This window comes from Streptomyces sp. LMG1-1-1.1, from assembly GCF_040815545.1.
GTDB lineage: Bacteria > Actinomycetota > Actinomycetes > Streptomycetales > Streptomycetaceae > Streptomyces.
On the sequence record NZ_JBFPNH010000054.1, the window covers coordinates 147,865 to 174,733 of the forward strand.

A 26,869-nucleotide genomic window follows, 5' to 3' on the forward strand; every position below is an offset into this window, starting at 1 on the left:
CTCCCTCGTATGAACCATTGGTCATGAAAAAGCATCAGATGAACAGCGGGCGCCGGGCGGTGCTGCGTCTTGCCGCCGCCCTCGGCGCCACCGCCACCGTCGGCGTCCTCGCGGCGGACCGGTTCGGCGCGCCCGAACCGGCCACCGGCGCCGCCCCCGCGCCCCAGGGCGCCCCCGGAACGGGGAGCGGCGGAGCGCGACCGGCGCCGGCCTCCGGACCGCAGGCCGCCGCGGCCGCCCGGCTGCGATCGACGGCGTACCGGCTCCAGCCGATGACCGCCTACGCGCCGCCGGCGTTCCGGCGCGCCGTGCCGCCGGTGCGCCAGCGGCCGTTCCTGAGCATGTCGGGGGTCGGCCGCTCGATGGTGCTGACCTTCGACGACGGCCCCGACCCCCGCTACACCCCGGCCATCCTGGAGACCCTGCGCCGCTACGAATGCCGGGCGATGTTCTTCGTCTGCGGCGAGATGGCCGTCGACAACCCGGACCTGCTGCGGCAGATGGCCGAGGACGGACACGTCGTCGGCAACCACTCCTGGTCCCACCCGCTCATCCCCAAGCTGCGGCCCTCCCGCATCCGCGAGGAGCTCGGCTCCACCAGCGAGGTCGTCGAGCGGACGCTCGGCACGGCGCCGCTCTGGTACCGGGCTCCCTACGGGGCCTGGAACCGGCACTCCTTCGAGATCGGCGCCGAGCTCGGCATGGAGCCGCTCGCCTGGACCGTCGACACCCTGGACTGGAAGGAACCCGGCACCGGCTCCATCGTCCGACGCGTCCTCGACGGTGCCGCGCCCGGCGCCGTCGTGCTCTCCCACGACGCCGGGGGCAACCGCTCGCAGAGCGTCGCCGCGCTCCGCCGCTATCTGCCCGAACTCCTCGACGCCGGCTACCGGATCACCGTGCCCCGGCGCTGACCGGCCGCCACGCGAAGGGCCCCGGCACCTCCAGGTGCCGGGGCCCTTCGCGTGATTCCGCCGTCCGCCTAGCGGGAGCCGACCATGCGGGCGTAGACGACGACGTTCCCGTCGTAGCCACGCGAGCGCGTGTAGCCGCCGCCGCAGGTGATGACCCGGAGTTCCGGCTCCCCGTTGTCGGCGTAGACCTGCACGCCGGGGAAGTTGTCCTTGGCGTACACCTCGACGCCGTAGATCTCGAAGACCGCGACCCGGCCGTCGTACCGCTCGACCTCGACGTGCTGGCCCTTCTGGAGCGAGCCCAGGCCGTAGAAGACCGCCGGTCCCTTCGCGTTGTCGACGTGGCCGACGATGACGGAGGTGCCGCGCTGGCCGGGGGCGATGCCGTTCTGGTACCAGCCGGCGAGGTTGGGGTCCTCGGGTGGCGGGGCCGCCACCCAGTCGTCCGCGTCCAGGCCCACGTCCATGATGGGGGCCGCCACCTGGATCGCCGGGATCTTGATCCGGGACGCCGGTGCGAAGGGCAGCGGCTCCAGACCGGTGGCCGCGGCGGGCGGCGGCGGGGCGACCGGGTGCGCCACGGGCCGGGCGGCGGCGGCGGGTTGAGGCGGCCCGTCGGCGATGTCCACCCCGTTGCGCATCATCGCGAGTCCGGACAGCATGGCGAGGGCCAGGACGCCCCAGGGTCGGCGTCTCCTGCGTTCGAAGACGCGGAAGTCCTTCGGGGGCATGGTTCTCCCTTCTCGGCGTCGTCAGAACGGTAAAGCCGGTCGCGCGCGCCGTCGCGCTGGACGGCGCGAACGGGTGGGGCCCGCTGCCGGACGGGTGTCGGGGGCCATTGACCGCGTGCGGGCGCGAGCCCGGACGGCCCGGGCCGAGGCACGGGCCGGAAGCGGTGCGGGGGGTTGCGTGGAGGCGGGCCGGGGCTGGGGCTGGGCGGAGCGGGGCTGGGCTGGGCGGGGCGAGCGTGGCAGCCCGTGCCGCAGCGCAGCCGGGTGACGTCGGGGCTGACCCATCCGAGTAATCGTCAGATAAGCATCCTGAACGCCTTTGACCTGCGGCTCCGTTGCCTCAGAGGGCTCTTCCCTCGGCGTGTCGCCTCACCGGGGTGGCCCAGTGCCGACGTGCACGGCTCGCACCGACTTGTGATGGTTCGTCATGGAAGGCGTACTCGTCGAATCTCCCGGAGCACCGCTTTGGGGCGTCTTCCACAGGAGGTTCAACCATGCGTGCTGCACGCACTCTGGCGGTGACGGCGACCGCGTTCGCGGCGCTCGGACTCGCGGCTCCCCTCGCCACCGCAACCAACGGGCCCAGCAACGTGACGGTCCCTCTCCAGGCCGAGCGGGGCGGAGACGGTTCCAACGGCGTCACCGTGTCCCCCTTCGCGGTCCACCAGGGCGCGATCCTCACGATCACCGTCCGCGGCTGCGCGGGTGGCACGGTCACGTCCAACGCCTTCGCGACGACCACGCTCCCCGCCGCCGTCAACGGGGTGTCGACCGCGACCCCCCGCATCTTCAACAACGCCACGCCCGGCCAGTACAACCTGGCCGTCCAGTGCAACGGCCGCACCCTGACCCAGCCGTTCCGGGTCCTGTCCGGCCAGGGCGCGCAGGGCGGTCTCGGCGGCTCGCTCGCCCCCAGCTCCACCGAGATGGCCGTCGGCGGCAGCCTCGTCGCGGCGGCCGCGCTCGGCGGCGGACTGTTCATCGCCCGCCGTCGCCGTGTGACCGGCGCGGGAGTCTGACCGGCCGAACCTCCCGGTCGGCCCGCTGTGCCCGCCGCCCCCGAGTCCCCTCCGGGACCCGGGGGCGGCGGGCGTCCGTGGCCGTCGCGGACCGCTCCGGTCCGGCCGCGGCGCCCGCTCAGTGGCGTCGGGCGGAGCCGGAACGGCGCCGTACCACGAACACGAAACTGGTGGCCGCGGCCACGACCAACGCACCGCCGACGGCCAGCTCGAAGGGTTCGAGGCCGTCGTCCATCGAGCCGCCGAGACCGCCCTGCACCCCGCGCGGGGGAGTGAGGATCGTGGCGCTGATGGTCGGGCTGGCGGTGGGGGTGGGGGTGCCGGTGATCGTCAGATCGACGGTGTCCTGGATCCCGCCCGTGCAGTTGAACGCCACCGTGTACACGGCGCCGCGCTTGGCGTCGATGTCCACGACGGCGGTGGCCGCCGAGCCCGGGGCGATGACGACGGTGTCGAAGATGCCCGCCGAGGCCGTCGCCGTACTGGCGCAGCCGGGCGCGCTCAGCGTCACCCGGCCGCCCGGGGCGACGACCGAGGGCGACACGACGAAGTCGCCCGTGGCCCTGGCCTTCGGCGCCCGCGGGCCGTTTGCGGGGGCGTCGTCCGCCGCGACGGCGGCGGGGGCGGCCAGGGCGAGGGCGGCCGCCCCCAGTAGGGCTGTGGACGCGGCACGTATCGCGCGCATGGTGAATCCTCCGGGTCCCGAGGGGCAGCCGCGGAAGGGGGTTTCCGCCGAAGACCTTGCGTACACCTCGATGCCCGACACGCTAGGAGCGCACTACCACAGCCGCGATCCCAGGCGTGCGAATGGGGCACCCATGTCCCCCGTGCGGCCCACTCGGGAGCGTCGGATCACCCTGTGAGCTGCGGGAACAGATCGGTGAACGGCGTGGCGGTCGCCGAGATGCCCCGGCCGAACGGCGCGTCGAAGTCCCAGATGAGGAAGAGCAGGAACGCGATCAGCACGCTGAAGAGCCCGGCGAGCAGCAGCTCGCGCCCGGTCCTGCGGATCTGGAGCGTGAAGATCAGGCCGACGGTCACCAGGGCGCCGATGATGAGGCCGAACCACACCACCCCCGGCATGGTCGCCCCCGCGCTCTGCCCGCGGGCCCCCCGGGCGTCGTCGGCCGCCGCCACCTGGTCGACCAGCGGCTGGTAGGCCTGGCCCTCGAAGTCGTTGGCGGGCTGGTAGTCGGTGACGCCGCGCCGGACCCGCTCCAGGAGCGCGGTCCCCTCGTCGCTCAGCTCGCCGTGCTCGGACATGTACGTCCACTCCTCGTCGACCACGTACGAGACGTACGCGTCGACGTCGGCGCGGATGCCGTCCCGGACGGCCCGCGGGTACACCTCGGCGCGGGCCGAGATCTCGTGCATCGCCTGCGCCTCCTGCCGGACGGTCTCCTGGGCGGCCCCGCGGGCCTCCCAGACGCCGGCGATGGCGAGACCGAGCACGATCGCGTAGATCACGCCGATCATCATCGTCATGTACTCGATGACGTCGGGGGTCTCGCTGGGGTCGTCGTCCTCGGGGATCCGGCGGTTGTTGATGACGACGATGGTGAGGACGACGGCGCAGGCGGCCGCCATCGCAAGGGTCAGAACAAGCCATTCGGACATGGGGATTCTCCGGCGGGACTCAGCGGGCGAACGGGACGGACGGGCGTCGGGACGGCGGCCCTGCGGGACGGGCGGGGCGGCGGATCAGGCGGGCGGCGGGTCATCTGGACCGGGGGCGCAGGATCGCCGTCGCGAGCACGGCCGGGGCGGTGATCATCAGCGTCGCGGTGACGACCGACGTGCCTCCCTCCCGCTTGGTCTGCGTGACGGGGCGGTAGTGGGGCATCGCCACCGGGGTGGGGGCCGGCGGCCGGGGGCGGGCGGTCGGCGGAGGCGGCGGTGCGGGCGCGGGCTCCGGCGGCCTGGTGGTCGGCGGCGCGGGCTTCGGCGGTACCGGCCGGGGCGCGGGCCTGGTGGTCGGCGGCTTGGGTGCGGGCCGGGGCGGGAGGGGCTCGGGCGCGGGCGGCGGCGGGGGCGGCTCCGGCTTCGGTGTGGGCGTCGGGGTCGGGGAGGGCTTCGGCGGCTCGGGCGTCGGGGTCGGGGAGGGCGGAGGCGTCGGTGTGGGCGACGGGCACGGCGGGGGCGGCTCGGGGTGGCAGGGCTTCGGGTGGTGGTGCTGGTGACCCTTGCCCTTGCCCTTGTCGTGGCCCTTGCCGCGGCCGTCGTCGCCGCCGTTGTCGCCGCCGCCGTGACCGGGGCCGTTGCCCCGGCCGCGGCTCCGGCTGTCGGCCCGTCCGTCGCCGTCGTCGGGGCCGTCGCCGGCGACGGCCACCGCGATGGTCGAGCCGCCCTGGTCGGTGGTGGCATAAGCGCAGGCGTCGGCGGCGGCCGGCACGGGTGAGGCGAGAAGCCACACCAGTCCCAGGGCCGCCAGCGGCCGCGCGAGGAGTGATCCGTACAGAGGCACGCCGTCGAGCTTGATCACACGGGCGGCGCGCCGTGGCGGAAACGCCGGGGATTCGCCGGATGGAGGGGATCTCCGGTTGTGGGGACTTGACGTTTCGCCGTGTGTCGTAGACGGATTCGGCACCATGCCCGGTATCGGCGCCCCCCTGATTCCGGACGGCGGGCCGAGAAGGGACGTTCCGGCCTCCGGAACGAGAAGTGTCCGGTTGTCGCCCTGTCGGACCGGGCGGTCAACGGGGCATCCTGCACCGGCGACCGGGTCCCGACGGCGGCAACGACCGAGGTACGGACGGGACCTGGGCCACCGTCGGGTGATGAGCGGCGTCGTCGGAGTAGCCGACGCACGATCATATGCACGTGAATTTGCACAGCCTGAAGGCGTGAACTCTACGTTCCAGGAGCACGTGCCAATGGCGTGTGACCAAGAACGGATCGCTAATTTCCGTTTCTACTCGCTCTCCCGGCGGGCGATCAGTAGCCTCACCTCGAACACCGGCCGCGAACACATGGCCGCATCCCCCGTGGCGACTTGTTGGAGACATTGATGGAGCGTCCCGCCTGGGCTCCGCCTGGTATCGACATTTCGATACCGAGCGTGTCCCGTATGTACGACTTCTATCTGGGCGGCTCGCACAATTTCGAAGTGGACCGGGAAGCGGCGCGCAAGGCCATGGAGTTCATGCCTGGCCTGCCCAAGATCATGCAGGCGAACCGTGCCTTCATGCGGCGCGCCGTCCGCCACGCCGTTGACAACGACGTCACCCAGTTCCTGGACATCGGCTCCGGCATACCCACCTTCGGCAACGTGCACGAGGTCGCCCGGGCGGCCGACCCCTCCGCGCGGGTCGTCTACGTCGACCACGACCCGGTCGCCGTCGCGCACAGCCGCGCCGTCCTGGAGGGTGACGAGTCCGTCGCGGTCGTCGCCGCCGACCTGCGCAAGCCCACCGAGATCCTCCACAGCCCCGAGGCGTCCCGGCTCCTCGACCTCGACCGGCCGGTGGCGCTGCTCCTCGTCGCCGTCCTCCACTTCCTGGAGGACGAGGACCGCCCGTACGAGGCCGTCGCCGAACTCGTCGAAGCCCTCGCCCCCGGCAGCCTCGTCGTCGTCACCCACGCCTCCTACGAGGGCATCCCGCTCCTGGAAGGGGAGGCGGACGGCACCGTGGGGGTCTACCGGAACATCCGCAACCCCCTGGTGATGCGCTCCGGCCGCGAGATCACCCGCTTCTTCGAGGGCACCGAACTGGTCGAGCCCGGCCTCGTCCCGATGCCCCTCTGGCGACCGGAGAGCCCGGTCGAGGAGGAGGACCCCTACGCCTTCTCCGGCTTCGCAGGGGTGGGGCGCAAAGCGTGAAGGTCCCGTCGCAGCCGACCGGCGCACTCGCGGAGGCCGACGGCCCGGAGGACAGGCTCAGGCGCTTCGTCACCATCTGGAGCCGCGCGATCTTCCCGGTGACGGCCACCTCGCTGACCCGCGCCGAATTCGAGGGGCACCTGCTGCCGCTGGCGCGCACCCTGTGCGACGCGCTGCACGCCCGGCCCTTCGACACGGCCCCGGCCCTGCGCACCGGAGCGGCCCTGATCGAGGCGCACTGCACCGACCCGGACGCGCTCGGCCGCAGCCTCGGCGTCGTCGACTCGTACCTGGTGCTCTACTGCGGAACGGAGTCGGACCTGCCGGCCGAGGAGCTCCGCGCCCGCTGCGCCCGGCTCCAGCACGCCATGGCCACCGGCTACGCGCAGGCCCTGCGCGAGCGGACGCGCGCGGAGCAGGAGGCCATCGCCCGCTCCGCGCTCGCCGCCCGCAGCGCCGCCGAGATCGCCCTGCATGCCACCGAGAGCCGCTTCCGCGCGGTCTTCGACGGGGCGGCCATCGGCATCGGCATCGCCGACCTCGACGGCAACATCCTGGAGATCAACGAGACCCTCACCCGCATGTTCGGCGGGATGGAGGGCCAGATGCGCAGCAAGAACGTCAGCGAGTGGGCCCACCCGGAGGACGGTCCGCACGTCTGGAAGCTGTACGAGGAGCTGGTCCGGGGCGAGCGCGAGCACTACCGCGTGGAGAAGCCGTACTACCGGGGCGACGGCACGGTGCTCTGGACCAACCTCACCGTCTCGCTCCTCCGCGACGCCGAAGGCCGGCCCCAGTACCAGCTGGCCCTCCTGGAGGACACCACCGAACGGCGCCTGCTCCACCTGCGCCTGCGGTACGAGGCCACCCACGACGCGCTCACCGGCCTGCCCAACAGGACCCTGTTCTTCGAGCGCCTGGAGAAGGCGCTCGTGCCCGGCGACAACGCCCGCTTCGGCCTCTGCTACCTCGACCTCGACGGTTTCAAGGTCATCAACGACAGCCTCGGCCACTCCGCCGGCGACCGGCTGCTCGTCGAGGTCGCCGACCGGCTGCAGAGCTGCGTCACCGGGGCGGGCGAGATGGTGGCCCGGCTCGGCGGCGACGAGTTCGTCGCCCTCACCACCGCCCCCGGCGGCCAGCGGGACGTCACCGAACTCGCGGACCGCATCCTCGCCGCCCTCGCCACGCCCCTGCGCATCGACGGCCGCGAACTGACCGTCCGCGGCAGCCTCGGCGTCGTGGAGGGACCGGCGGGGGAGCGGACCCCGGCAGAGGTGCTGCGCAGCGCCGACATCACCATGTACCGGGCCAAGTCCGCGGGCGGCAACCGCTTCGAGCTGGCCGACCCCGAGGCCGACGCCCGCGCCATCACCCGGCACGGGCTCACCACGGCCCTGCCCACCGCCCTGGAGCGCGGCGAGTTCTTCATCGAGTACCAGCCGCTCGTCCACCTCGACGACGGCAGCGTGCACGGCGCCGAGGCGCTCGTCCGCTGGTGCCACCCGCAGCACGGGGTGCTCGGCCCCGACCGCTTCATCCCGCTCGCCGAGGACACCGGCCTCATCGTGCCCCTCGGCCGCTGGGTGCTCCAGGAGGCCGTGCGCCAGGCCCGCTTCTGGCAGACGCGGCACGCCGACGGCGGACCGCTGCGGATCAACGTCAACCTGTCCCCGACCCAGCTCCACCACCCGCGCCTGGTCGCCGACACCGTGGACGTCCTGGAACGGTCGGGCCTCGAACCCGGCGCGCTCTGCCTGGAGGTCACCGAGTCCGCGCTCATAGGAGCCGACGAGGACCTCCTGAAGCCGCTGCGGCAGCTCGCCGAGATGGGCGTCGACATCGCGCTCGACGACTTCGGCACCGGCTACTCGAACCTCGCCAACCTCCGCCGTCTCCCGGTGAGCGTCCTCAAGCTCGACCGCTCCTTCACCCGGGGCATGCAGCAGCACCCCGTGGACCCGGTCGACCTCAAGATCGTCGAAGGGATCGTCTCCCTGGCCCACAGTCTCGAACTCGCCGTCACCGTCGAGGGCGTCGAGACCGGCGCCCAGGCCCGCCAGCTCCGCGACCTCGGCTGCGACACCGCCCAGGGCTGGTACTACGCCCGCCCCGGAGCCCCCGACCGCATCCACTCCCTCCTCCTGGCGGACGCGGTCTGAGCCACCGGTCGCCGCTCGCGCCTCGCGGAGAGGCGTCAGGACGCCGCGAGCCGCCCGGGACCGTGGCGGCCGGAGGTGGTCACGCGCCCCGGCGGGAGGCCATGAGGAGCCTCTGGAGCTCGCGCGCGGCCCTCGGCGGTGCCACGTCGCTGCGGTGGGCCAGGGCGATGGTGCGGCGCAGGCCCGGCCGGGCGAGGGCCGTCACCCGGAGGTCGCGGCCCGCGCGGGCGGCGACCATCGTGGGTACGACCGCGAGTCCGAGGCCGGCGCGTACGAAACCGAGGACCGCGTCGAGCTCGCCGCCCTCCACGGTGAAGGTGGGCTCGAAGCCGGCCGCGCGACAGGCGCCGACGGTCAGTTCCCGCAGGTCGTAGCCGTGGCGGAACATGACGAGGGGCTGGTCGCGCAGGTCGGTGATCCGCACGGGCCGGCGCGGTGGCGGGGCCGCTGCGGCGGAGACCACGACCAGGTCCTCGTGGAGCAGCTCGACCGTGGTCAGGGCCGGTGACGGGGTGGGCAGCGGCAGCACCACGAGCGCGAGGTCGAGCGCTCCGCGCGCCAGCTCCCGTACGAGGTCGTGCGAGCCGCCCTCCTCGATGAGCAGCTCGATCCCCGGGTGCAGGTCGTGGAAGGTCCGCAGGACGTCCGGCAGGAGCCCCGTGCACAGGCTCGGCGTCGCGCCGAGCCGCACCCGGCCCCGCTTCAGCTGGGCCAGCTCCTGCACTTCGAGGCGGGCGGTCTCCGTGTCGGCGAGGATCCGGCGCGCGAGCGGCAGCAGTGCCTCGCCCGCGTCGGTGAGCGTGATGTTCCCCCGGGCCCGGCTGAACAGCTCCGCGCCCAACTCCTGTTCCAGCGCCTTGATCTGCTGGGACAGCGAGGGCTGCGAGACGTGGACGCGCTCGGCGGCCCGGGTGAAGTGCCGGGTCTCGGCGACGGCGACGAAGTAGAGGAGCTGCTGGAACTGCATGTGCCCAGCGTAGGCGACATGGATAGGTGCGGCCTATCGAGATCAGCCGGACCATGTCTTGGACCTCTCGGGCCCTTCGGCCCTAGCGTCGTACGCATGGCTCTGGCACCCACGAGGGACCGGACGGCGGGCCGCCCGCCGTCCCCCGCCCCGTCACGCGGATTCTGGTCATCGACCCTCGGCAAGAAGACGGTCATGGCCGTCAGCGGGCTGATCATGCTCGGCTATCTCGTCGCGCACGTCGCCGGCAACCTGAAGGTCTTCTTCGGCCCCGAGGAGTTCAACGCCTACGGCCACTGGCTGCGGGTCATGGGCGCACCCGTCCTCCACCGCGAGTGGGCCCTCTGGCTCGTCCGGATCGTGCTCGTCGCCGCCGTCGCGGCCCACGCCGTCTCCGCCTACCAGCTCAGCCGGCGCGACCTGAAGGCCCGCCCCACGGCGTACGTCCACCGCCGCAGGCGCGCCTCGTACGCCACGCGCACGATGCGCTGGGGCGGGATCGTCCTCGCCCTCTTCATCGTCTGGCACGTCCTCGACCTGACCACCGGAACCGTCCACGCGGGCGGCTTCGAGGAGGGCAAGCCCTACCAGAACGTCGTCGACACCTTCTCCACCTGGTACGGCAACGTCGTCTACATCGTCGCCATGCTCGCCGTCGGCCTGCACGTCCGCCACGGCTTCTGGAGCGCCGCCCAGACCCTGGGCGTCGGCAACGCCCGCCGCGAGCGCCTGCTGCGGGCCCTCGCCGACGGCCTCGCCCTCGTGCTGACCGTGGGCTTCGTCTCCGTACCCGTCGCCGTCATGACCGGAGTGGTGAGCTGACATGAGCTTCCTCGACTACACGACCGGTGAACCGGTCGTCGACGCGGCCGCCCCCGCCGGTCCCGTCGCCGAACGCTGGGACACCCGCCGCTTCCAGGCCAAGCTGGTCAACCCCGCCAACCGCCGCAAGCACCGGATCATCGTCGTCGGCACCGGCCTCGCCGGCGGCTCCGCCGGCGCCACCCTCGCCGAACAGGGCTACCAGGTGGTCCAGTTCTGCTTCCAGGACTCCCCGCGCCGGGCCCACTCCATCGCCGCCCAGGGCGGCATCAACGCCGCCAAGAACTACCGCAACGACGGCGACTCCGTCCACCGGCTCTTCTACGACACCGTCAAGGGCGGCGACTTCCGCGCCCGCGAGTCCAACGTCCACCGCCTCGCCCAGATCTCCGTCGAGATCATCGACCAGTGCGTCGCCCAGGGCGTGCCCTTCGCCCGCGAGTACGGCGGACTCCTCGACACCCGTTCCTTCGGCGGCGTACAGGTCTCCCGCACTTTCTACGCCCGCGGCCAGACCGGCCAGCAGCTGCTGCTCGGCGCCTACCAGGCCCTGTCCCGGCAGATCGCCGCCGGAAACGTCGAGATGCACGCCCGTACGGAGATGCTCGACCTGGTCGTCGTCGACGGGCGGGCCCGCGGCATCGTCGCCCGCGATCTGGTCACGGGCGAGATCTCCACCCACTACGCGGACGCGGTGGTCCTCGCCAGCGGCGGCTACGGCAACGTCTTCTACCTGTCGACGAACGCGATGAACTCCAACGCCACCGCCGTCTGGCGGGCCCACCGGCGCGGCGCGTACTTCGCCAACCCCTGCTTCACCCAGATCCACCCCACCTGCATCCCGCGCACCGGCGACCACCAGTCCAAGCTGACCCTGATGAGCGAGTCGCTGCGCAACGACGGCCGCATCTGGGTCCCCAAGGCCAAAGGCGACACCCGCCCCGCCGCCGGCATCCCGGAGGACGAGCGCGACTACTACCTGGAGCGGATCTACCCCTCCTTCGGCAATCTCGTCCCCCGTGACATCGCCTCCCGCGCCGCGAAGAACGTCTGCGACGAGGGCAGGGGAGTGGGCCCCGGCGGCCAGGGCGTCTACCTGGACTTCGCCGACGCCGTCCGACGCATGGGCAGGGGAGCGGTCGAGGAGAAGTACGGCAACCTCTTCGACATGTACGAGCGGATCACCGCCGAGAACCCGTACGAGGTCCCCATGCGGATCTATCCGGCCGTGCACTACACGATGGGCGGACTCTGGGTCGACTACGACCTCCAGACCACCGTGCCCGGCCTCTTCGCCGTCGGCGAGGCCAACTTCTCCGACCACGGGGCCAACAGGCTCGGCGCCTCCGCCCTCATGCAGGGCCTCGCCGACGGCTACTTCGTCCTCCCGGCGACCATCAACGACTACCTCGCCCGCCACCCTCACGCCGAGCCCGTCACCGACGACCACCCGGCCGTACGGGAGGTGCTCGCCGAGACCGAGGACCGGCTGAACCTCCTGCTCGCCGTCGACGGCGACCGCACCCCCGACTCCTTCCACCGCGAACTCGGTGAACTCATGTGGGAGTTCTGCGGCATGGCCCGCACCGAGGCGGGCCTGCGCACCGCCCTCGACCGGATCCCGAGGATCCGGGAGGAGTTCTGGAGCCGGATCAAGGTCCCCGGCACGGGACAGGAGTTCAACCAGTCCCTGGAGAAGGCCAACCGGATCGTCGACTACCTGGAACTCGCCGAGCTCATGTGCCTCGACGCGCTCCACCGGGCCGAGTCCTGCGGCGGGCACTTCCGCGAGGAGTCCCAGACCCCCGACGGCGAAGCCGCCCGCGACGACGAGCAGTTCGCCTATGTGGCGGCCTGGGAGTTCGGCGGCGCCGGCGCCCCCGTCCTCCACCGGGAAGACCTCGCGTTCGAGTACGTCCACCCCACCCAGCGGAGCTACGCATGAGGCTCAACCTGCGCGTCTGGCGCCAGAAGAACGGCGCCGCCGAGGGCGCCATGGCCACCTACGAGGTGGACGGGATCTCCGCCGACATGTCCTTCCTGGAGATGCTCGACACCCTCAACGAGGACCTCATCCTGCGTGGTGAGGACCCCGTGGCCTTCGACCACGACTGCCGCGAGGGCATCTGCGGGGCGTGCAGCCTCGTCATCAACGGCGACGCCCACGGCCCCGAGCGCACCACCACCTGCCAGCTCCACATGCGCTCCTTCCGCGACGGCGACACGATCGACGTCGAGCCCTGGCGCGCGTCCGTCTTCCCCGTCGTCAAGGACCTCGTCGTCGACCGCGGCGCCTTCGACCGCGTGATCCAGGCCGGCGGCTACGTCACCGCCCCCACCGGGTCCGCCCCCGAGGCGCACGCCACCCCCGTCCCCAAGGCCGACGCGGACTCCGCCTTCGAGCACGCCGAGTGCATCGGCTGCGGGGCCTGCGTGGCGGCCTGCCCCAACGGCTCGGCCATGCTCTTCACCTCGGCCAAGGTCAACCACCTCAACGTCCTGCCGCAGGGCTCGCCCGAGCGCGAGACCCGCGTCCTCGACATGGTCGCCCAGATGGACGCCGAGGGCTTCGGCGGCTGCACGCTGACGGGGGAGTGCGCGACGGCGTGCCCGAAGGGGATCCCGCTGCCGTCGATCGCGGCGATGAACAGGGAGTGGCTGCGGGCGCGACGGAAGGCCACCCGGGGCTGAGGCCGTTTCAGGACACTCTGGCGGCGTGAGCCGGCCCACGCCGCGCACCCCGGAACCGAAGATCCTTCACGGAATGATCATCCTCTCCGTAAGATCTTCGCTCCGGGGTGCTCCTGTCGTGTGCGACAGCAAGATCAACTCCGTTCAAACCTGTACTTACCGTGGCATGTTGTCCACTTCACGGCCAACCGGTCGTACGTGATTTCCGCCCCGCCGACACCCCCGGGTACTGATGAGGACCGCCGGGGGGTACACGACCAGACCCCCCGGTCGCACAGACCATTTGGGGGTTTCATGTCCAGCATCACCCGCCGCCGGGCACTCGGCGTCGCGGCCGGCGCGGCCGGCGCCGCCGCGGGCCTCGCCCTGGCCGGCCACGCCGCCGCCGCACCCCGGGCCGGCGCTCCCGCGGCCGGCCCGGACCCGGCCTCCTTCGACGAGGTCTACCAGGGCCGCCGCATCCAGGGCGGCCCCTCGCACGGCGGCGGCCACCACGGGGGACACCACGGAGGCGGCTACTCCGTGACGATCGACGGTCGGGAACTGCACGTCATGCGCAACGCGGACGGCACCTGGATCAGCGTGATCAACCACTACGAGCCCGTCGCCACGCCCAAGGCGCTGGCCCGCGCGGCCGTCCGGGAACTCCAGGGCGCCCCGCTCGTACCCCTCACCCTCACCTGATCCGATCCAGGAGCGGCACCGGCATGACCGTACGCAAGAACCAGGCCACCCTCACCGCCGACGAGAAGCGGCGCTTCGTCGACGCGCTCCTGGAGCTCAAGCGCTCCGGGCGGTACGACACCTTCGTCACCACGCACAACGCCTTCATCATGAGCGACACCGACAGCGGCGACCGCGTCGGCCACCGGTCGCCGTCGTTCCTTCCCTGGCACCGGCGCTTCCTCATACAGTTCGAGGAGGCGCTGCGGTCCGTCGACCCGGCCGTCACGCTCCCCTACTGGGACTGGACGGCTGACCGCACCTCCCGTTCCTCCCTCTGGGCGCCCGACTTCCTTGGCGGCACCGGGCGGGCCCGGGACGGCCGGGTGACCGACGGCCCGTTCGCCCGCGCCGGCAACCGCTGGACGATCAACGTCCGAGTGGACGGGCGCGACTTCCTCCGGCGCGACCTCGGCGCGGGCGGCCGCCAGCTGCCCACCCGCGCCGAAGTGGACTCCGTCCTCGCCATGGAGACGTATGACACGGCGCCCTGGAACAGCTCGTCGGACGGGTTCCGCAACCACCTGGAGGGGTGGCGCGGAGTCAACCTCCACAACCGCGTCCACGTCTGGGTAGGCGGCCAGATGGGCACCGGGGTCTCCCCCAACGACCCCGTGTTCTGGCTGCACCACGCGTTCATCGACAAGCTGTGGGCCGACTGGCAGGCCCGTCACCCCCGGTCGACGTACCTGCCGGCCGCCGGCACCCCGAACGTCGTCGACCTCGGAGACACCATGCGCCCGTGGAACGACGTGACCCCGGCGGACATGCTCGACCACACCCGCCACTACACCTTCGACACGGCGGCCTGACCCCGTAGCAGGGATCTCAGGACCGTCCGTCGAACCCCAGGGCCCGGGCCAGATACGGCGCGGTGCGGCTGCCGGCCGCCCGCGCCACCCGGTCCGGAGGGCCCTCCGCCACCACCCGGCCGCCCTCGTCGCCGCCACCGGGGCCGAGGTCGAGCACCCAGTCCGCGGTGGCCACGACGTCCATGTCGTGCTCGACGACGATCACCGAGTGGCCGGCGTCCACGAGGCCGTGGAGCTGGCGCATCAGGACCTCGACGTCGGCCGGGTGCAGCCCGGTCGTCGGCTCGTCGAGGACGTACAGGGTGGGGGAGCGGTGCGGCCGCTGGAGCTCGGAGGCGAGCTTGATGCGCTGGGCCTCTCCGCCGGACAGCTCCGTGGCCGGCTGCCCGAGCCGCAGATAGCCGAGGCCGACGTCGAGGAGTGCTGCCAGGCTCCGGGCGGCCGCGGGCGTGTCCGCGAAGAACGCGGCGGCCGACTCCACGGTCAGATCGAGGACCTCGGCGATCGTCAGCCCGCGCAACCGCACCTGGAGGGTCTCCGGGTTGTAGCGGCCGCCGCGGCAGTCCGGGCAGGGCGCGTACGTGCTCGGCAGGAAGAGGAGCTCCACCGAGACGAATCCCTCGCCCTGGCAGGTCTCGCAGCGACCGCCGGGCACGTTGAAGGAGAACCGTCCCGCCTTGTAGCCGCGGGCCTTCGCCTCGTCCGTCTCCGTGAACAGCTTCCGCACGACGTCGAACAGGCCCGTGTACGTGGCCAGGTTCGAGCGCGGTGTCCGGCCGATCGGCCGCTGGTCCACCGTCACGAGCCGGCCCGCGCCGGAGACCCCTTCGGTCAGCGCGCCGACCAGGGTCGACTTGCCGGACCCCGACACTCCGGTGACGGCCGTGAGGACGCCGACCGGGAAGGCCGCGTCCACCGCCCGCAGGTTGTGCCGGGTGACGGGACCGGTCCGCAGCCAGCCGGCGGGGGAGCGGACCTCCCGCGCGGGCACCGGCGCCCGGTCGAAGAGGAAGCGCCGGGTCGCGGACGCCTCCACGTCCGCGAGCCCGCCGGGCGGACCGCTGTGCAGCACCCGCCCGCCGTGTACTCCGGCACGCGGCCCGACGTCCACGAGCCAGTCGGCGTGCCGTACGACGTCGAGGTGGTGCTCGACGACGAAGACGGAGTTGCCGGCCGCCTTGAGCCGGTCGAGGACCACGAGCAGCGCCTCCGTGTCGGCGGGGTGCAGACCGGCGGACGGCTCGTCGAGCACGTACACCACGCCGAAGAGCCCGGAACGGAGCTGGGTGGCGAGCCGCAGCCGCTGAAGCTCGCCACTGGACAGGGTGGGCGTCGCCCGGTCCAGACTGAGGTAGCCGAGGCCGAGTTCGGTGACGGTGCCGATCCGGGCGACCAGGTCGGCGGTGAGCACCCGCGCCGTCGCCCCGTCGTCCGCCGCCGCCCCGCCCGCCGTGCCCGCCGCCGACAGCAGCGCGGACAGGGCCGTCAGCGGCAGCGCGGCGAGCTCCGCGATGCTCCGGCCCCCGAACGTGACCGCGAGCGCCTCCGGCCGCAGCCGGCCGCCGCCGCACACCGGGCAGGGCGCGCTGGTCAGGAACCGCTCCGCCTTCGCCCGCAGGGACGGGCTCTTCGAGTCGGAGAAGGTCCGCATCACATAGCGGCGGGCGCTCATGTACGTGCCCTGGTAGGGACGTTGGATGCGGTCCGCCTCCCGTACCGGATGCACCGTGACGACGGGCTGCTCCTCCGTGAAGAGGATCCACTCCCGGTCCTTCGCGTCGAGCTCCCGCCACGGCCGGTCCACGTCGTGGCCGAGGGCGTCGAGCACGTCCCGCAGGTTCTTCCCCTGCCAGGCGCCAGGCCAGGCGGCGATGGCGCCCTGACGGATCGACAGATCGGGGTCGGGTACGAGGAGTTCCTCGCTGGTCTCGTGGATCAGGCCCAGACCGCTGCACGAAGGGCACGCGCCGGCGGCCGTGTTGGGCGAGAAGGCGTCCGAGTCGAGCCGCTCCGCGCCCTCGGGGTACCGCCCGGCCCGGGAGAACAGCATCCGCAGGGAGTTCGACAGGGTGGTCACTGTACCGACCGAGGAGCGGGCGTTCGGCGAGGAACGCCGCTGTTCCAGGGAGACCGCCGGCGGCAGTCCGGTGATCTCGCCGACCGCCGGCGCCCCCACCTGGTGGATCAGCCGCCGCGCGTACGGCGCCACCGACTCGAAGTACCGCCGCTGCGCCTCCGCGTAGATCGTGCCGAAGGCCAGGGAGGACTTTCCGGAGCCGGACACGCCGGTGAACGCCACGAGGGCGTCCCGCGGGATGTCGACGTCCACCCCGACGAGGTTGTGCTCACGGGCACCGCGGACGCGGACGTACGGATCGTGGGGGTTGTCGTGCATGGTCCGATTTTAGCCACTGGCGACCGTTTGCCCTGGTCGGCGGGGTCGCGGTGTCACGCTCGCGGCGTCAGGCCGACGGCGCGCGCGAGCCCCCGGTACGACGCGCTCAGGGCCGCCCGGTCGTACGTGCTCGTGGTGACCAGCACCTCCTGCGCCCCGGTCTCCTCCACGGCCTCCGCGAGGGCCGCGGCCACCTGCTCCTCCGTGCCGTGCACATGGCCGCGCAGTCCCGCCTCGTAGAAGTCGCGCTGCTTCCCCGTCATCGACAGGGTCTCGATCCGCTCGGGCGCGTCGAGCGGCGGGAAGACACCGCGGGTGCGCGAGTACGCCAGGGACCAGGCCTCGGGCACGAGCAGCCGCCGGGCCTCCGCCTCCGTCGCCGCCACCGCGACCGTGCCGGCGACGACGACGTACGGCTCGGCGGCCCACGGGGAGGGCCGGAAGCCGGCACGGTAGGTGTCGACGGCGGCCAGCAGCCGCTCCCGGCTCCGCAGGTCCCCGATGACCAGCGGCAGGCCCGAGGACGCGGCGATGGCCGCACCCTCGCCCGTCGCGAGGACGAACGGCGGCACCCGCAGCCCCTCCGCCGGGTGGGCGTGCACCTGGGGGTGCGCCGTCTGCTCGCCGGTGAACCAGCCGAGGAGCTCCGCGAGCTGCTCCGCGAACCGGTCGACCTCGTCCTTGTCCCGCCCGAGGGCCCGCCGCACGCCGTCCGTGAAGCCCACCGAACGCCCGACGCCCATGTCGATCCGGCCGGGGAACAGCGACTCCAGGACGCCGAACTGCTCGGCCACGACCATCGGCCGGTGGTTCGGGAGCATCACCCCACCGGTGCCCACCCGGACGGCGGACGTGGCGGCCGCCACGGCGGCGGCCAGCACCGTCGGCGCCGCACCGGCGACCCCGGGCACGCCGTGGTGCTCCGACACCCAGAACCGGTGGTAGCCGAGGGCCTCCACCTCCCGGGCGAGGTCCACGGTGGCGCGCAGCGCCTGAGGGGCGTCCTCGCCCTCCCGGGTGCGGGAGCGGTCGAGGACGGAGAAGCGGATGCCGTCGGGGAAAGTGCTCACGCAGGGTGAACCACATGGGGTCGGGAAGGATTCCCTGGCGTCGTCCGGTCTTTTCTGACAGATCATCAAATGACGCTGCATCAGTTATTGACGGTTCATCCGTTCGCTCACAGAATGCGGTCACCCGACGGAGGGATCGCCCGTGCCTCGACCGTTGCGCGTCATCGCCGCCGCGTTCGCCCTGCTCCTCGTCACCGCCTGCAACTCCGCCTCCAGCGACGGCGGTACACCCTCGTCCGTACGCGGAGTCACCGCCGACACGATCAAGGTCGGCGGCATCGTCTCCATGACGACCGCCAGCGGCTACTCCAAGAAGGACACCGATCTCGGCGCCCGGGCCCGCTACGACCGGGCCAACGCCGAGGGCGGCGTCAACGGGCGGAAGATCCAGTACCTGGGGGCCGAGGACGACGGCCAGGACCCTGCCAGGAACCTGGCGGCGGCCCGCAAGCTCGTCCAGCAGGACGAGGTCTTCGCGGTCTCCCCCATGAGCTCGGTCACCTTCGCCGGAGCGGACTTCCTCGACGGCCGGAAGGTCCCGACCGTGGGCTGGGGCACGCTCCCCTCCTTCTGCGGGCCGGCCCACCTCTACGGTTTCAACGGCTGCCTCGTCCCGACCCCCGGCGGCACGCTCAACCAGACCTGGCCCGAGAGCCTCGCCGCCGTCCTCGGCGGCGCGCGCGGAAAGACGGTCGCGCTGATCGCCGGCGACAACGACGCCGGCAAGTTCGGCATCCGCACCTTCACCCAGGGCTTCAAGGCGGCCGGCTTCCGGGTCCCGTACGCCAAGGCCGTCGTACCGGCGACCTCGATGCCCAGCGACTGGTCCGCGTACACCAAGGAGATCCTCCGCTCCGGCCCCGGCGGCGGCGCGCCCGACGCCGTGGTCTCCGTGATGCAGACGCCCTACAACATCGGCCTGTTCACCGCACTCAAGCGGTCCGGTTACAAGGGGCTCATCACCGACCCGACGGACTACGACCCCGGGCTGCTCGCCAAGGACGCGACGAAGCAGGCGCTCGACGGGGTGCACGTACTGCTGCAGTTCCAGCCCTTCGAGTCGGACAGCCCCGCGATGCGGCAGTTCAAGGACGACATCGAAAAGGCCGCCGGAGGCAAGGACGTACCCCTCAACATGCACATGATGACGGGGTACATGAGCGCCGACCTCTTCCTCTCGATCGCCCGGAAGGCGGGCAGGGACCTCACCGTGGAGTCCTTCCAGAAGGCCGCCGACGGCTTCTCCGACAGCGGCACGCTCGTGGGCGACCGTGCCGAGCCCAAGGGGAAGAAGGAGAGCTTCGGCTGCGGGGCGCTCGTCCGGCTGGTGAACGGACGGTACGAGGTGGCGGTCCCGTTCAAGTGCTACCCGCCGATCCCCTTCGGCTGAGGGGCGCGTCACGTGGGTGACCTGCTGGGCTTCGTCCTGAGCGGACTGGTCTCCGGCGCGCTGTACGCGCTGCTCGCGACCGGCCTCGTGCTGTCGTACTCCGCCTCCGGGGTGTTCAACTTCGCGCACGGCTCCACCGCCTACCTGTGCGCGCTGGCGTTCTACGAGCTCCACTCCGGTTGCGGCTGGCCGGCCGTGCCCACCGCGCTGCTCCTCGTGTGCGTGGTGGCGCCCGGCCTCGGCGGTGCCCTGGACCGGCTGATGTTCAGGAAGCTGGCCGGGGTCGGCCAGACGGCGCAGATCGTGGCCACGATCGGTCTGCTCGTCGCGCTGCCTGCGGCCGGACGGTGGACGGTGGAACTCCTGGCGCGGGCCGGCGCCCCCGTCCTGCCCGCCGAGAACCAGTTCGGCTTGCCGGGCGTCGGGCCGAGCCCCGCCGTGTCCTGGCGGCCGGTCGACGGTGTGGGCGTCGACTCCGACCAGCTGATCACCTGGATCGCCACGGCCCTCGCCGCGGCCGGCCTGTGGGTCCTCATGCGGCACACCAGGCTCGGCCTGCGGCTGCGGGCGGCGGTCGACGACCGCACGCTCACCGAGCTGCGGGGCATCAGCGCGGACCGGCTGTCCTCGATCGCGTGGATGCTGTCCTCCGGTCTCGCCGGCCTCGCCGGTGTCCTCGCGACCCCGCTCCTCGGCCTCTCCGCGCACGACTACACGCTGTTCCTGTTCGTCTCGGCCACCGCGGCGGTCCTCGGGCGCTTCACGTCGGTGCCGCTCGCCTTCGCGGGCGGCCTCGGACTCGGGGTGCTCCAGAACCTCGTGGCGGGGTACGCGTCGTTCACCGACGACATCACCGGCCTCCGCACGGCCGTGCCGTTCCTCATCCTCTTCGCCGGGCTCGTCGTCCTCGTGCGGCGGCAGCGCGCGGCGGGCACGGCGGCCGCGGACCCGCCACCGGTCGACTACCTCGCGGGGAAGGGGTGGGGCCGCCGCTGGGGCGCGTGGGCCGTCGCCGGCGCGCTGCTCGGCACGGCGTTCTACACGGTCACCACGCCCTTCTGGAGCGGGATCCTGGCCCAAGGCCTCGCGATCGGGCTCGTGTTCATGTCGTTCACGGTCGTCACCGGCCTCGGCGCGATGGTGTCCCTGGCCCAGGCCACGTTCGTCACGGGCGCCGCCCTCGTCGCGGGGCTGCTGATGAGCCACGGCTGGCCCTTCGTCGCCGCGGCGGCGGCCGGCACCGCGGCGGCGGCGCTGCTCGGCGCGGTCGTCGCGCTGCCCGCCCTGCGGCTCGGCGGCAGGACACTGGCCCTGGCCACGCTCGCGCTCGCCTTCCTGGCGGACCAGGTGCTCTTCCAACTCGGGTGGCTGCGCAACGGCGACACCGGATGGGAGATACCCCGGCCGGTGGCCGGCCCCGTGGACCTCGCCGACGACCGGGCGATGGGGCTCGCCCTCGTGCTGCTCAGCGCGCTGCTCGTCGCGCTGCTGACCTGGTTGCGCGGCTCCCGCTGGGGCCGGGCCATGCTCGCCGTCCGCTCCGCCCCGGAGGCCGCCGCGGCGTCCGGGGTGTCGGTGGTGCGGACGAAGCTCCTGCTCTTCACCGTGTCCGCGGGCCTCGCGGGCCTCGGAGGAGTGCTCTACGCCTCGTACAACACCCGGATCACGGCCACGGACTTCACCGCGATGACCGGCCTGGTGTGGCTGGCGGTCGTGGTCGCCGCAGGCGTGCGCAGGCCGCAGTTCGCGGTGGTGGCGGGGCTGGTCTTCGCCGTGGTCCCGCACCTGATCACGACGTACGTGACGGAGTCCGCCCACCTTCCGGTGATCCTCTTCGGTCTGGCGGGGCTCGCGCTGGCGAACGACCCCGACGGGTACTGCGCCGCGCTGCCGTCGAGGCGAGCCGCCCGCCGCGCCGCGACACGGGCCGGTGACCGCCCGCCCGCGCCGCCCCGCGCGCGTACGGCCGGGCCGTACGGCGTCGGCCCCGGGAGGACCGACCCGGGCGCCGGCGGCGACGCCGGCGAGACGTCGAGCGCACGTACGGCCGGGCCGTCCGCCGTCGGCCCCGGGAGCACCGCACAGAGGACCGGCGGCGACCTCGGCGAGGCGCCCCGCGCGCGTACGGCCGAGCCATCTGCCGTCGGCCCGGGGAGGACCGACCCGGGCGCCGGCGGCGACCCCGGCGAGACGCCGAGCGCGCTGCGGCTGAGCGGCGTCCGAGCCGGGTACGGCGGCGCGCCCGTGCTGCACGGCGTGGACCTCGCGGTGCGCCCCGGTGAGGTGCTGGCGCTGCTCGGGCCCAACGGGGCCGGGAAGTCCACGCTCTGCCGGGTGGCGGCGGGACTGCTGCGGCCGGCCGGCGGTGTCGTACGGGTCGGGGGCGAGGACGCCACGCGCGACGCGCCCGTCGCCCGCGCCCGCCGCGGGGTGCGGCTGGCCCCCGAAGGGCGGGGCGTCTTCCCCGGCCTCTCGATCGAGGAGAACCTGGCCCTGCAGCTGACGGAAGCCGATGACCGGGACGCCGTGTTCGCGCGCTTCCCCGCGCTCGCCGCCCGCCGCACCGTCGTCGCCGGGTCCCTTTCCGGCGGCGAGCAGCAACTCCTCGCCCTCGCCCCGCTCCTCCAGCGGCCACCGGCCGTCCTCGTCGCCGACGAGCCGTCCCTCGGTCTCGCGCCGCGCGTCGTGGACGAGGTCTTCCACCTCCTGACCGAACTCCGCGGCCACGGCACCGCGCTCCTCCTCGTCGAGGAGAAGGCCGCCGAGGCCCTGGGCGTCGCCGACACCGTCGCGTACCTCGCGCAGGGCGAGATCGCCTGGTCCGGCCCGCGGTCCGAAGTGGACCGCGACCGGCTCGCCGAGGCCTATCTGGGGACGGGAGCCCGCCGATGAACCACTCTCTGCTCCACGCGAGCGGGGTCGACGTCCGCTTCGGCGGCGTCCACGCCCTGCGCGGCGTGACCGTCTCCGTACGCCCCGGTGAGATCTGCGGCCTCATAGGCCCGAACGGCGCGGGCAAGACGACACTCTTCGACGTGCTGTCCGGCATCCGGCGACCGGACGCCGGAGCCATCGCGTACGACGGTACGGACATCACCCGCCGCCCGCCCTCCTGGCGCGCCCGGCACGGCATCCGTCGCACCTTCCAACGCCAGCAGCTCTTCGGGCAGTTGACCGTCACGGACAACCTGGTCGTCGCGCAGGACTGGCGCGGCGGGGTACGCCCCTCGGCGCGCCGCCACCGACAGCGGGCCGCCGCCGTGCTCCGCGACTGCGGGATCGACGCGCTCGCCGACGCCTACGCGGGCGGCCTGCCCGTCGGCCAGGCCCGCATGGTCGAGCTGGCCCGCGCCCTCGCCGACCCACCCCGCGTCCTCCTCCTGGACGAACCCGCCTCCGGCACCACCCCCGGCGAGCGCCGGCGGCTCGCCTCCCTCATCCGCCGCACGGCCTCCGAGGAGAACTGCGCGGTGCTCCTCGTCGAGCACAACGTGTCCTTCGTGATGGACCTCTGCTCACGCGTCGTCGTACTCGACCTCGGCCACGTCCTCGCCGAAGGCACGCCTGCCGAGATCCACGCGAACCCCGCCGTGCGCGAGGCCTACCTCGGCACCGGATCCGGCGGGACGGAGCGCGGGCACGGCCCCGATCGTCGAGGCGGGACCGCCGCCCGCGGACGGTGAATGGCCGAATGTGGGAGGGCCGCGCCCCTTGACGGGCGCGGTGACCGCCCGGGGACCCCCGGCCCGGGCGGGTCCGCCGGACGGGGACGCGCGGGGGTGGGCACCGCCACTCACCTCGGCTCGCGCCCCGAGGCGCCGACCGGTGGACACGGGCCCGGCGGCCGGGCGGCGGCCTCCGGGCGCAACCGAACACCTGACGGAAGAATGACCGGTTCTGGCAGGTGGAGGACGGACATCCTCCGGTGGATTCTGTATCTCCGCGCATTCCCTGCGATTCGTAGGAGGAACCGCATGCCCGTCATGTCCGCCAGCCGTACCGACGAGATCGTCACCGCGTGGCTTCAGGGTGCCGAGACGGCCTTCGGTACCGACAACCCGGCCGGCCCGCTCTACGTGGGCGGGGCGGCCGGAGAAGCCGCGCTGACCGACGCCACCGAGGCGCTGCTCACCGGATGCAGCAGCTGTACCGGCTCGTGGCACAGCTACTGCTGCTGACGCACCGCCGCACGGCAGCGCACGCAACACCCGGGGAACCCTGACGGGTTCCCCGGCCCGCGATGCCGCCCCGGTCCGCCACGGCAGGTCTCCGACGCACCGCGACGGGGCCCGTCAGGTCGCGGTGCGGCTCGCGGGGAGCGTCACCGGCCCGGGCCGGAGGCGGGGACGCGCCACCGGCCCCGGGCCGGATCACGTGGACCAGTCGTCAGGAGAGGACCCAGCATGGTGGAACCGGTGGCAGCGGCCCGATCGGCCGACGGGGCACCGCCCGAGGGATGGTTCGCGGCACCGGTGGACGCCTTCGTGACCCCGCTGTTCACGGAGCTGGAGGACCGGATCCCGCGGATCGCCGGACTGGCCGCCGACGAGCGGGCAGTACTGCGCGACGCGACCCGCGACGCCCTCGGCCGTACCCTCCAGCTCCGGCTCAACCGGGTGCTCCTGCTGGAACTGCGGGCCGCCGCCCTGGCCGGCGAACTGCCGGGCGCGGACTCGGCCGCCCGCTGGGACGCCTTCATCCGGCACGCCTCCGCCCCCGAGTTCGCCGAGACCCTGCACCGGCGGTACCCGGCGCTGCGCGCACGCGTCTTCGCCTCCGGGCGCCTCCTGATCGAGGGCGCGCTGGAGCTCGGCACCCGGCTGGCCGCGGACCGGGAGGCCATCGCCCGCCTGCTCGGCGACGACCAGGGCCCCCTGCGCGCCGTGGAGCTCGCGCGCGGGGACACGCACCACGGAGGGCGAGCGGTGGCCCGGGTGCTCTTCGAGACGGGCAGCGTCATGTACAAGCCGCGGCCGGTGGAGGTGGATGCCGCGCTGCGCTCCTTCGTCGCCGCCGTCCCCGGCGCCGAGGACCTGGGCGTGCCGAGGACGGTGGTACGGGACGGCTACGGCTGGGCCGAGCACCTCGGCCACCACTACTGCCGGGACGAGGCCGAACTCGCCCGGTTCTACCGCGCCCTGGGCGGATGGCTGGCGGTGATGCGCCTCCTCGGCGGGACCGACCTGCACGCCGAGAACCTGGTGGCCCACGGCCCGGTGCCCGCCGTGGTCGACGCCGAGGCCCTGTTCACACCCGACGTCGACGTCCCGCCGAGCGGGCGCGGCGAAGCCGTCGACCAGGCGGCCCGGACCATCCGCAACACCGTGCTCCGCACCGGCATCCTGCCGCTCCGCACCGACGGCTACGCCCTCGCCGGTGTGGACCTCTCGGCCGCGGGCGGCCTGCCCGGTCAGCAGCCGCGGATCCGCGTCCCGGTCATCGCGGACGGAGGGCTGGACACCGCGCGCATGGAGATCGGCGTGGTGGACCTGCCGCCGGCCGGCAACCACCCCAGTCCCGAGCCGGTCCTGATCCGCCACTGGGACCAGGTGCTGGCCGGTTTCGACGCGCTCACCGGGACGCTGGCGGAACTCGACGCGCGCGGTCGACTCGGCACGCTGACGAAGGTGTTCGACGGATGCCTCGTCCGCAGGATCCGCCGGCCCACGCAGGCGTACACGGACATAGGCCGGATGCTCTGGCACCCGGCTTCGCTGCACGACCCCGACGCCGGCCTGGCGCGGGCCCGGGACATCCTCCGCCGCAACGCCCTCGCCGCTCCGGGCGCGCCCCGCGAACCCGCGGTGATCGACGGGGAGATCGCGGACCTGCTGATCGGCGACGTCCCCGTGTTCGGCGAACGGGTGGACGAGCAGCGGCTGTCCGCCTTCCTGACCGGATGGCGGCAGGCGGACCTCGCCCGCGAGCGCGACACCATCCGCAGCGCGCTGGTCGGTGCCTATCTCAACGAAAGGCGGCTTCCCGACCGGGTGCGGACGCCCGCCCGGTCGCCGGGCACCGAGGACCTGGACCGGCGCCGTCGCGCCCTGGCGGCCGCGGCCGTGGAGACCGTCTGCGCGGCCGCCGTACGCGGCACCGACGCCACCGCGACGTGGATCAGTCCGGTGCTCACGGACTACGGCTGGGCCGTCCGCCCGCTCGGCGCGGACCTCTACACCGGCCAGGGCGGCGTCGCCCTCGCCCTCGCGGAGTACGTGCGGGAGCACCGGGCCGGGCGGGCCGACGCGGTGGACGGCGTCGAGTCCGTGCTCGCCGGCGCCCTGGAGGTGCTGGCCGCCACCGAGGACACCACGCCGACCCGCCAGCTCGGCGGGTTCACCGGGATCGCCTCGCAGGTGTGGACCTGGGCGGCCCTCCACCGGCTCCTCGGGACGTCCGGACCGCTCGACCGCGCCCGCGCCAGGGCCGCGCTGCTGACTCCCGAACTCATCGCCGAGGACCGGGCGCTCGACGTGCTCGGCGGCGTGGCCGGCGTGATCGTCCCCCTGCTCGACCTCGCCGAACTCACCGGCCAGGAACGATGGGTGGACCTCGCCGCCGAGGCCGGGCGGCGACTGGAGGCGACCGCGGTCCTCGACGACCGCGGAGCACGCTGGTCAACCGTCATGTTCCCGGAGGGCATCGGCGGATTCGCCCACGGCTCCACCGGCGCGGGCTGGGCGCTCACCAGGCTCGCCCTCTCCACCGCCGGTAGCACGACCGACCGGCGCCGGTGGTACGAACTCGGCGCCCTGGCGCACGACTTCGAGGAGTCGCTGTACTCGCCCGGCGAACGGGCCTGGGCCGACGCGCGGGTCGGGGGAGAGGTCGACCATCCCACCGCGTGGTGCCACGGCAGCACCGGCATCGGCCTCGCCGCCGTCGACCTCCACGACCGCACCGGCGACCCCCGCCATCTGGACACCGCGCTCCGCTCCGGCCCGGCCGGCCTGCGCGAGGGCTTCGGTTGGAGCCACACCCTCTGCCACGGCGACCTCGGACTCTGGGAGATCCTCCACCGCCTGCGCGGCCTCGACGGCTACGAGGGGCCGTCCGCCGCGCGGGCCGACGCCGAGCTGCTCACCGGCATCGAGCAGCGCGGCCCCGTCGGCGGCCTCGCCAAGGAGGCCTTCGCGCCGGGACTGCTCCCGGGACTGTCCGGCGTGGTCCACCAGCTCCTGCGGATGCACCCGGACGCCCGGCTGAGCTCGCCGCTCCTCCTGGCGCTCCCCCCGGCAGAGGGCGACACCGCGAGCGGGCGGCACGGGGGCACGGTTCCCGTCCGGTAAGGGGGGCGGGTTCCAGACCGCCGCTGACCTGGCGCCTCGGTCGGGACCCGCCGCGGAATCCCCG

21 protein-coding genes are annotated in these 26,869 nt (G+C 73.3%); 14 read left to right on the forward strand and 7 right to left on the reverse strand.

Going from position 1 to position 26,869, the window contains the following annotated elements; translation table 11 throughout:
• Positions 1 to 23 precede the first annotated feature (23 nt).
• Positions 24 to 914 carry a polysaccharide deacetylase family protein gene (locus tag MRBLMG1_RS28550; RefSeq protein WP_367827009.1) on the forward strand — a complete coding sequence of 297 codons (891 nt, stop codon included), beginning with the start codon at positions 24 to 26 and terminating at the stop codon, positions 912 to 914.
• Positions 915 to 982: 68 nt separating this feature from the next.
• Here MRBLMG1_RS28550 and MRBLMG1_RS28555 read toward each other — a convergent pair whose 3' ends face one another.
• Positions 983 to 1,645: a class F sortase gene (locus MRBLMG1_RS28555; protein WP_367827010.1), complete on the reverse strand. Its 663-nt coding sequence runs from the start codon at positions 1,643 to 1,645 to the stop codon at positions 983 to 985.
• Between the two features lie 494 nt (positions 1,646 to 2,139).
• Here MRBLMG1_RS28555 and MRBLMG1_RS28560 point away from each other — a divergent pair, with 494 nt between their 5' ends.
• Positions 2,140 to 2,664, forward strand: a complete 525-nt coding sequence (locus MRBLMG1_RS28560) for a hypothetical protein (RefSeq protein ID WP_367827011.1) — start codon at positions 2,140 to 2,142, stop codon at positions 2,662 to 2,664.
• Between the two features lie 118 nt (positions 2,665 to 2,782).
• On the opposite strand, the gene MRBLMG1_RS28565 is transcribed toward MRBLMG1_RS28560, so the two are convergent.
• The 3 genes from MRBLMG1_RS28565 to MRBLMG1_RS28575 all read right to left on the reverse strand — a co-directional run bounded on the left by MRBLMG1_RS28565 (position 2,783) and on the right by MRBLMG1_RS28575 (position 5,128).
• Entirely contained in the window at positions 2,783 to 3,349 is a 567-nt protein-coding gene (locus MRBLMG1_RS28565) for a hypothetical protein (protein WP_367827012.1), read from the reverse strand.
• Positions 3,350 to 3,516: 167 nt separating this feature from the next.
• Positions 3,517 to 4,281: a hypothetical protein gene (locus MRBLMG1_RS28570; protein WP_367827013.1), complete on the reverse strand. Its 765-nt coding sequence runs from the start codon at positions 4,279 to 4,281 to the stop codon at positions 3,517 to 3,519.
• A 100-nt stretch (positions 4,282 to 4,381) separates the two neighbouring features.
• The gene (locus MRBLMG1_RS28575; protein WP_367827014.1) at positions 4,382 to 5,128 is read right to left on the reverse strand and encodes a hypothetical protein; all 747 of its coding nucleotides are present in this window, start codon (positions 5,126 to 5,128) and stop codon (positions 4,382 to 4,384) included.
• Between the two features lie 543 nt (positions 5,129 to 5,671).
• Between MRBLMG1_RS28575 and MRBLMG1_RS28580 the strand changes: the two genes are divergently transcribed.
• Both MRBLMG1_RS28580 and MRBLMG1_RS28585 read left to right on the forward strand, forming a co-directional pair.
• Complete coding sequence (locus tag MRBLMG1_RS28580; protein WP_367827015.1) at positions 5,672 to 6,484, forward strand: SAM-dependent methyltransferase; 813 nt, start codon at positions 5,672 to 5,674, stop codon at positions 6,482 to 6,484.
• On the forward strand, positions 6,481 to 8,646 hold the full coding sequence (locus MRBLMG1_RS28585; RefSeq protein ID WP_367827016.1) for a putative bifunctional diguanylate cyclase/phosphodiesterase: 2,166 nt from the start codon (positions 6,481 to 6,483) through the stop codon (positions 8,644 to 8,646). The genes MRBLMG1_RS28580 and MRBLMG1_RS28585 overlap by 4 nt, the downstream gene beginning before the upstream one ends.
• Before the next feature lie 79 nt (positions 8,647 to 8,725).
• Here MRBLMG1_RS28585 and MRBLMG1_RS28590 read toward each other — a convergent pair whose 3' ends face one another.
• A complete protein-coding gene (locus MRBLMG1_RS28590; protein WP_367827017.1) occupies positions 8,726 to 9,613 on the reverse strand; it encodes a LysR family transcriptional regulator in 888 nt (295 codons plus the stop codon).
• 96 nt (positions 9,614 to 9,709) lie between these two features.
• Here MRBLMG1_RS28590 and MRBLMG1_RS28595 point away from each other — a divergent pair, with 96 nt between their 5' ends.
• The 5 genes from MRBLMG1_RS28595 (at position 9,710) to melC2 (ending at position 14,661) form a co-directional block, all read left to right on the forward strand.
• Positions 9,710 to 10,435: a succinate dehydrogenase gene (locus MRBLMG1_RS28595; protein ID WP_414721667.1), complete on the forward strand. Its 726-nt coding sequence runs from the start codon at positions 9,710 to 9,712 to the stop codon at positions 10,433 to 10,435.
• A gap of 1 nt (position 10,436) precedes the next feature.
• The gene (locus tag MRBLMG1_RS28600; RefSeq protein WP_367827018.1) at positions 10,437 to 12,380 is read left to right on the forward strand and encodes a fumarate reductase/succinate dehydrogenase flavoprotein subunit; all 1,944 of its coding nucleotides are present in this window, start codon (positions 10,437 to 10,439) and stop codon (positions 12,378 to 12,380) included.
• A complete protein-coding gene (locus MRBLMG1_RS28605) occupies positions 12,377 to 13,126 on the forward strand; it encodes a succinate dehydrogenase/fumarate reductase iron-sulfur subunit (RefSeq protein ID WP_367827019.1) in 750 nt (249 codons plus the stop codon). The genes MRBLMG1_RS28600 and MRBLMG1_RS28605 overlap by 4 nt, the downstream gene beginning before the upstream one ends.
• Positions 13,127 to 13,420: 294 nt before the next feature.
• On the forward strand, positions 13,421 to 13,810 hold the full coding sequence (gene melC1, locus MRBLMG1_RS28610) for an apotyrosinase chaperone MelC1 (RefSeq protein ID WP_367827020.1): 390 nt from the start codon (positions 13,421 to 13,423) through the stop codon (positions 13,808 to 13,810).
• Between the two features lie 23 nt (positions 13,811 to 13,833).
• Complete coding sequence (gene melC2, locus MRBLMG1_RS28615; RefSeq protein ID WP_367827021.1) at positions 13,834 to 14,661, forward strand: tyrosinase MelC2; 828 nt, start codon at positions 13,834 to 13,836, stop codon at positions 14,659 to 14,661.
• Positions 14,662 to 14,677: 16 nt separating this feature from the next.
• Here melC2 and MRBLMG1_RS28620 read toward each other — a convergent pair whose 3' ends face one another.
• Positions 14,678 to 17,056 (reverse strand): ATP-binding cassette domain-containing protein, encoded by a 2,379-nt coding sequence (locus MRBLMG1_RS28620; protein ID WP_367827022.1) that lies wholly within the window; start codon positions 17,054 to 17,056, stop codon positions 14,678 to 14,680.
• A gap of 53 nt (positions 17,057 to 17,109) precedes the next feature.
• Positions 17,110 to 18,126 (reverse strand): MsnO8 family LLM class oxidoreductase, encoded by a 1,017-nt coding sequence (locus MRBLMG1_RS28625; RefSeq protein WP_367827023.1) that lies wholly within the window; start codon positions 18,124 to 18,126, stop codon positions 17,110 to 17,112.
• 142 nt (positions 18,127 to 18,268) lie between these two features.
• Here MRBLMG1_RS28625 and MRBLMG1_RS28630 point away from each other — a divergent pair, with 142 nt between their 5' ends.
• The 5 genes from MRBLMG1_RS28630 (at position 18,269) to MRBLMG1_RS28650 (ending at position 26,805) form a co-directional block, all read left to right on the forward strand.
• Positions 18,269 to 19,516, forward strand: coding sequence for an ABC transporter substrate-binding protein (locus tag MRBLMG1_RS28630; RefSeq protein WP_367827024.1), 1,248 nt, complete (start codon positions 18,269 to 18,271; stop codon positions 19,514 to 19,516).
• A 12-nt stretch (positions 19,517 to 19,528) separates the two neighbouring features.
• Positions 19,529 to 22,408, forward strand: a complete 2,880-nt coding sequence (locus tag MRBLMG1_RS28635) for an ABC transporter permease subunit (protein ID WP_367827025.1) — start codon at positions 19,529 to 19,531, stop codon at positions 22,406 to 22,408.
• Positions 22,405 to 23,199 carry an ABC transporter ATP-binding protein gene (locus tag MRBLMG1_RS28640; protein WP_367827026.1) on the forward strand — a complete coding sequence of 265 codons (795 nt, stop codon included), beginning with the start codon at positions 22,405 to 22,407 and terminating at the stop codon, positions 23,197 to 23,199. The genes MRBLMG1_RS28635 and MRBLMG1_RS28640 overlap by 4 nt, the downstream gene beginning before the upstream one ends.
• Before the next feature lie 291 nt (positions 23,200 to 23,490).
• Complete coding sequence (locus MRBLMG1_RS28645) at positions 23,491 to 23,694, forward strand: DUF6229 family protein (protein WP_367827027.1); 204 nt, start codon at positions 23,491 to 23,493, stop codon at positions 23,692 to 23,694.
• A gap of 237 nt (positions 23,695 to 23,931) precedes the next feature.
• The gene (locus MRBLMG1_RS28650) at positions 23,932 to 26,805 is read left to right on the forward strand and encodes a type 2 lanthipeptide synthetase LanM family protein (RefSeq protein WP_367827028.1); all 2,874 of its coding nucleotides are present in this window, start codon (positions 23,932 to 23,934) and stop codon (positions 26,803 to 26,805) included.
• Positions 26,806 to 26,869: the final 64 nt, after the last annotated feature.

What these genes read in the sequence shown, in the direction of transcription:
- MRBLMG1_RS28550 (WP_367827009.1), top strand. Translation starts at nt 24, where the DNA reads ATGAAAAAGCATCAGATGAACAGCGGGCGCCGGGCGGTGCTGCGTCTT.
- MRBLMG1_RS28560 (WP_367827011.1), top strand. Translation starts at nt 2,140, where the DNA reads ATGCGTGCTGCACGCACTCTGGCGGTGACGGCGACCGCGTTCGCGGCG.
- MRBLMG1_RS28595 (WP_414721667.1), top strand. Translation starts at nt 9,710, where the DNA reads ATGGCTCTGGCACCCACGAGGGACCGGACGGCGGGCCGCCCGCCGTCC.
- MRBLMG1_RS28600 (WP_367827018.1), top strand. Translation starts at nt 10,437, where the DNA reads ATGAGCTTCCTCGACTACACGACCGGTGAACCGGTCGTCGACGCGGCC.
- MRBLMG1_RS28590 (WP_367827017.1), bottom strand. Translation starts at nt 9,613, where the DNA reads ATGCAGTTCCAGCAGCTCCTCTACTTCGTCGCCGTCGCCGAGACCCGG.
- MRBLMG1_RS28640 (WP_367827026.1), top strand. Translation starts at nt 22,405, where the DNA reads ATGAACCACTCTCTGCTCCACGCGAGCGGGGTCGACGTCCGCTTCGGC.
- MRBLMG1_RS28580 (WP_367827015.1), top strand. Translation starts at nt 5,672, where the DNA reads ATGGAGCGTCCCGCCTGGGCTCCGCCTGGTATCGACATTTCGATACCG.
- MRBLMG1_RS28605 (WP_367827019.1), top strand. Translation starts at nt 12,377, where the DNA reads ATGAGGCTCAACCTGCGCGTCTGGCGCCAGAAGAACGGCGCCGCCGAG.
- MRBLMG1_RS28555 (WP_367827010.1), bottom strand. Translation starts at nt 1,645, where the DNA reads ATGCCCCCGAAGGACTTCCGCGTCTTCGAACGCAGGAGACGCCGACCC.
- MRBLMG1_RS28645 (WP_367827027.1), top strand. Translation starts at nt 23,491, where the DNA reads ATGCCCGTCATGTCCGCCAGCCGTACCGACGAGATCGTCACCGCGTGG.
- MRBLMG1_RS28565 (WP_367827012.1), bottom strand. Translation starts at nt 3,349, where the DNA reads ATGCGCGCGATACGTGCCGCGTCCACAGCCCTACTGGGGGCGGCCGCC.
- MRBLMG1_RS28620 (WP_367827022.1), bottom strand. Translation starts at nt 17,056, where the DNA reads ATGCACGACAACCCCCACGATCCGTACGTCCGCGTCCGCGGTGCCCGT.
- melC1 (WP_367827020.1), top strand. Translation starts at nt 13,421, where the DNA reads ATGTCCAGCATCACCCGCCGCCGGGCACTCGGCGTCGCGGCCGGCGCG.
- MRBLMG1_RS28570 (WP_367827013.1), bottom strand. Translation starts at nt 4,281, where the DNA reads ATGTCCGAATGGCTTGTTCTGACCCTTGCGATGGCGGCCGCCTGCGCC.
- melC2 (WP_367827021.1), top strand. Translation starts at nt 13,834, where the DNA reads ATGACCGTACGCAAGAACCAGGCCACCCTCACCGCCGACGAGAAGCGG.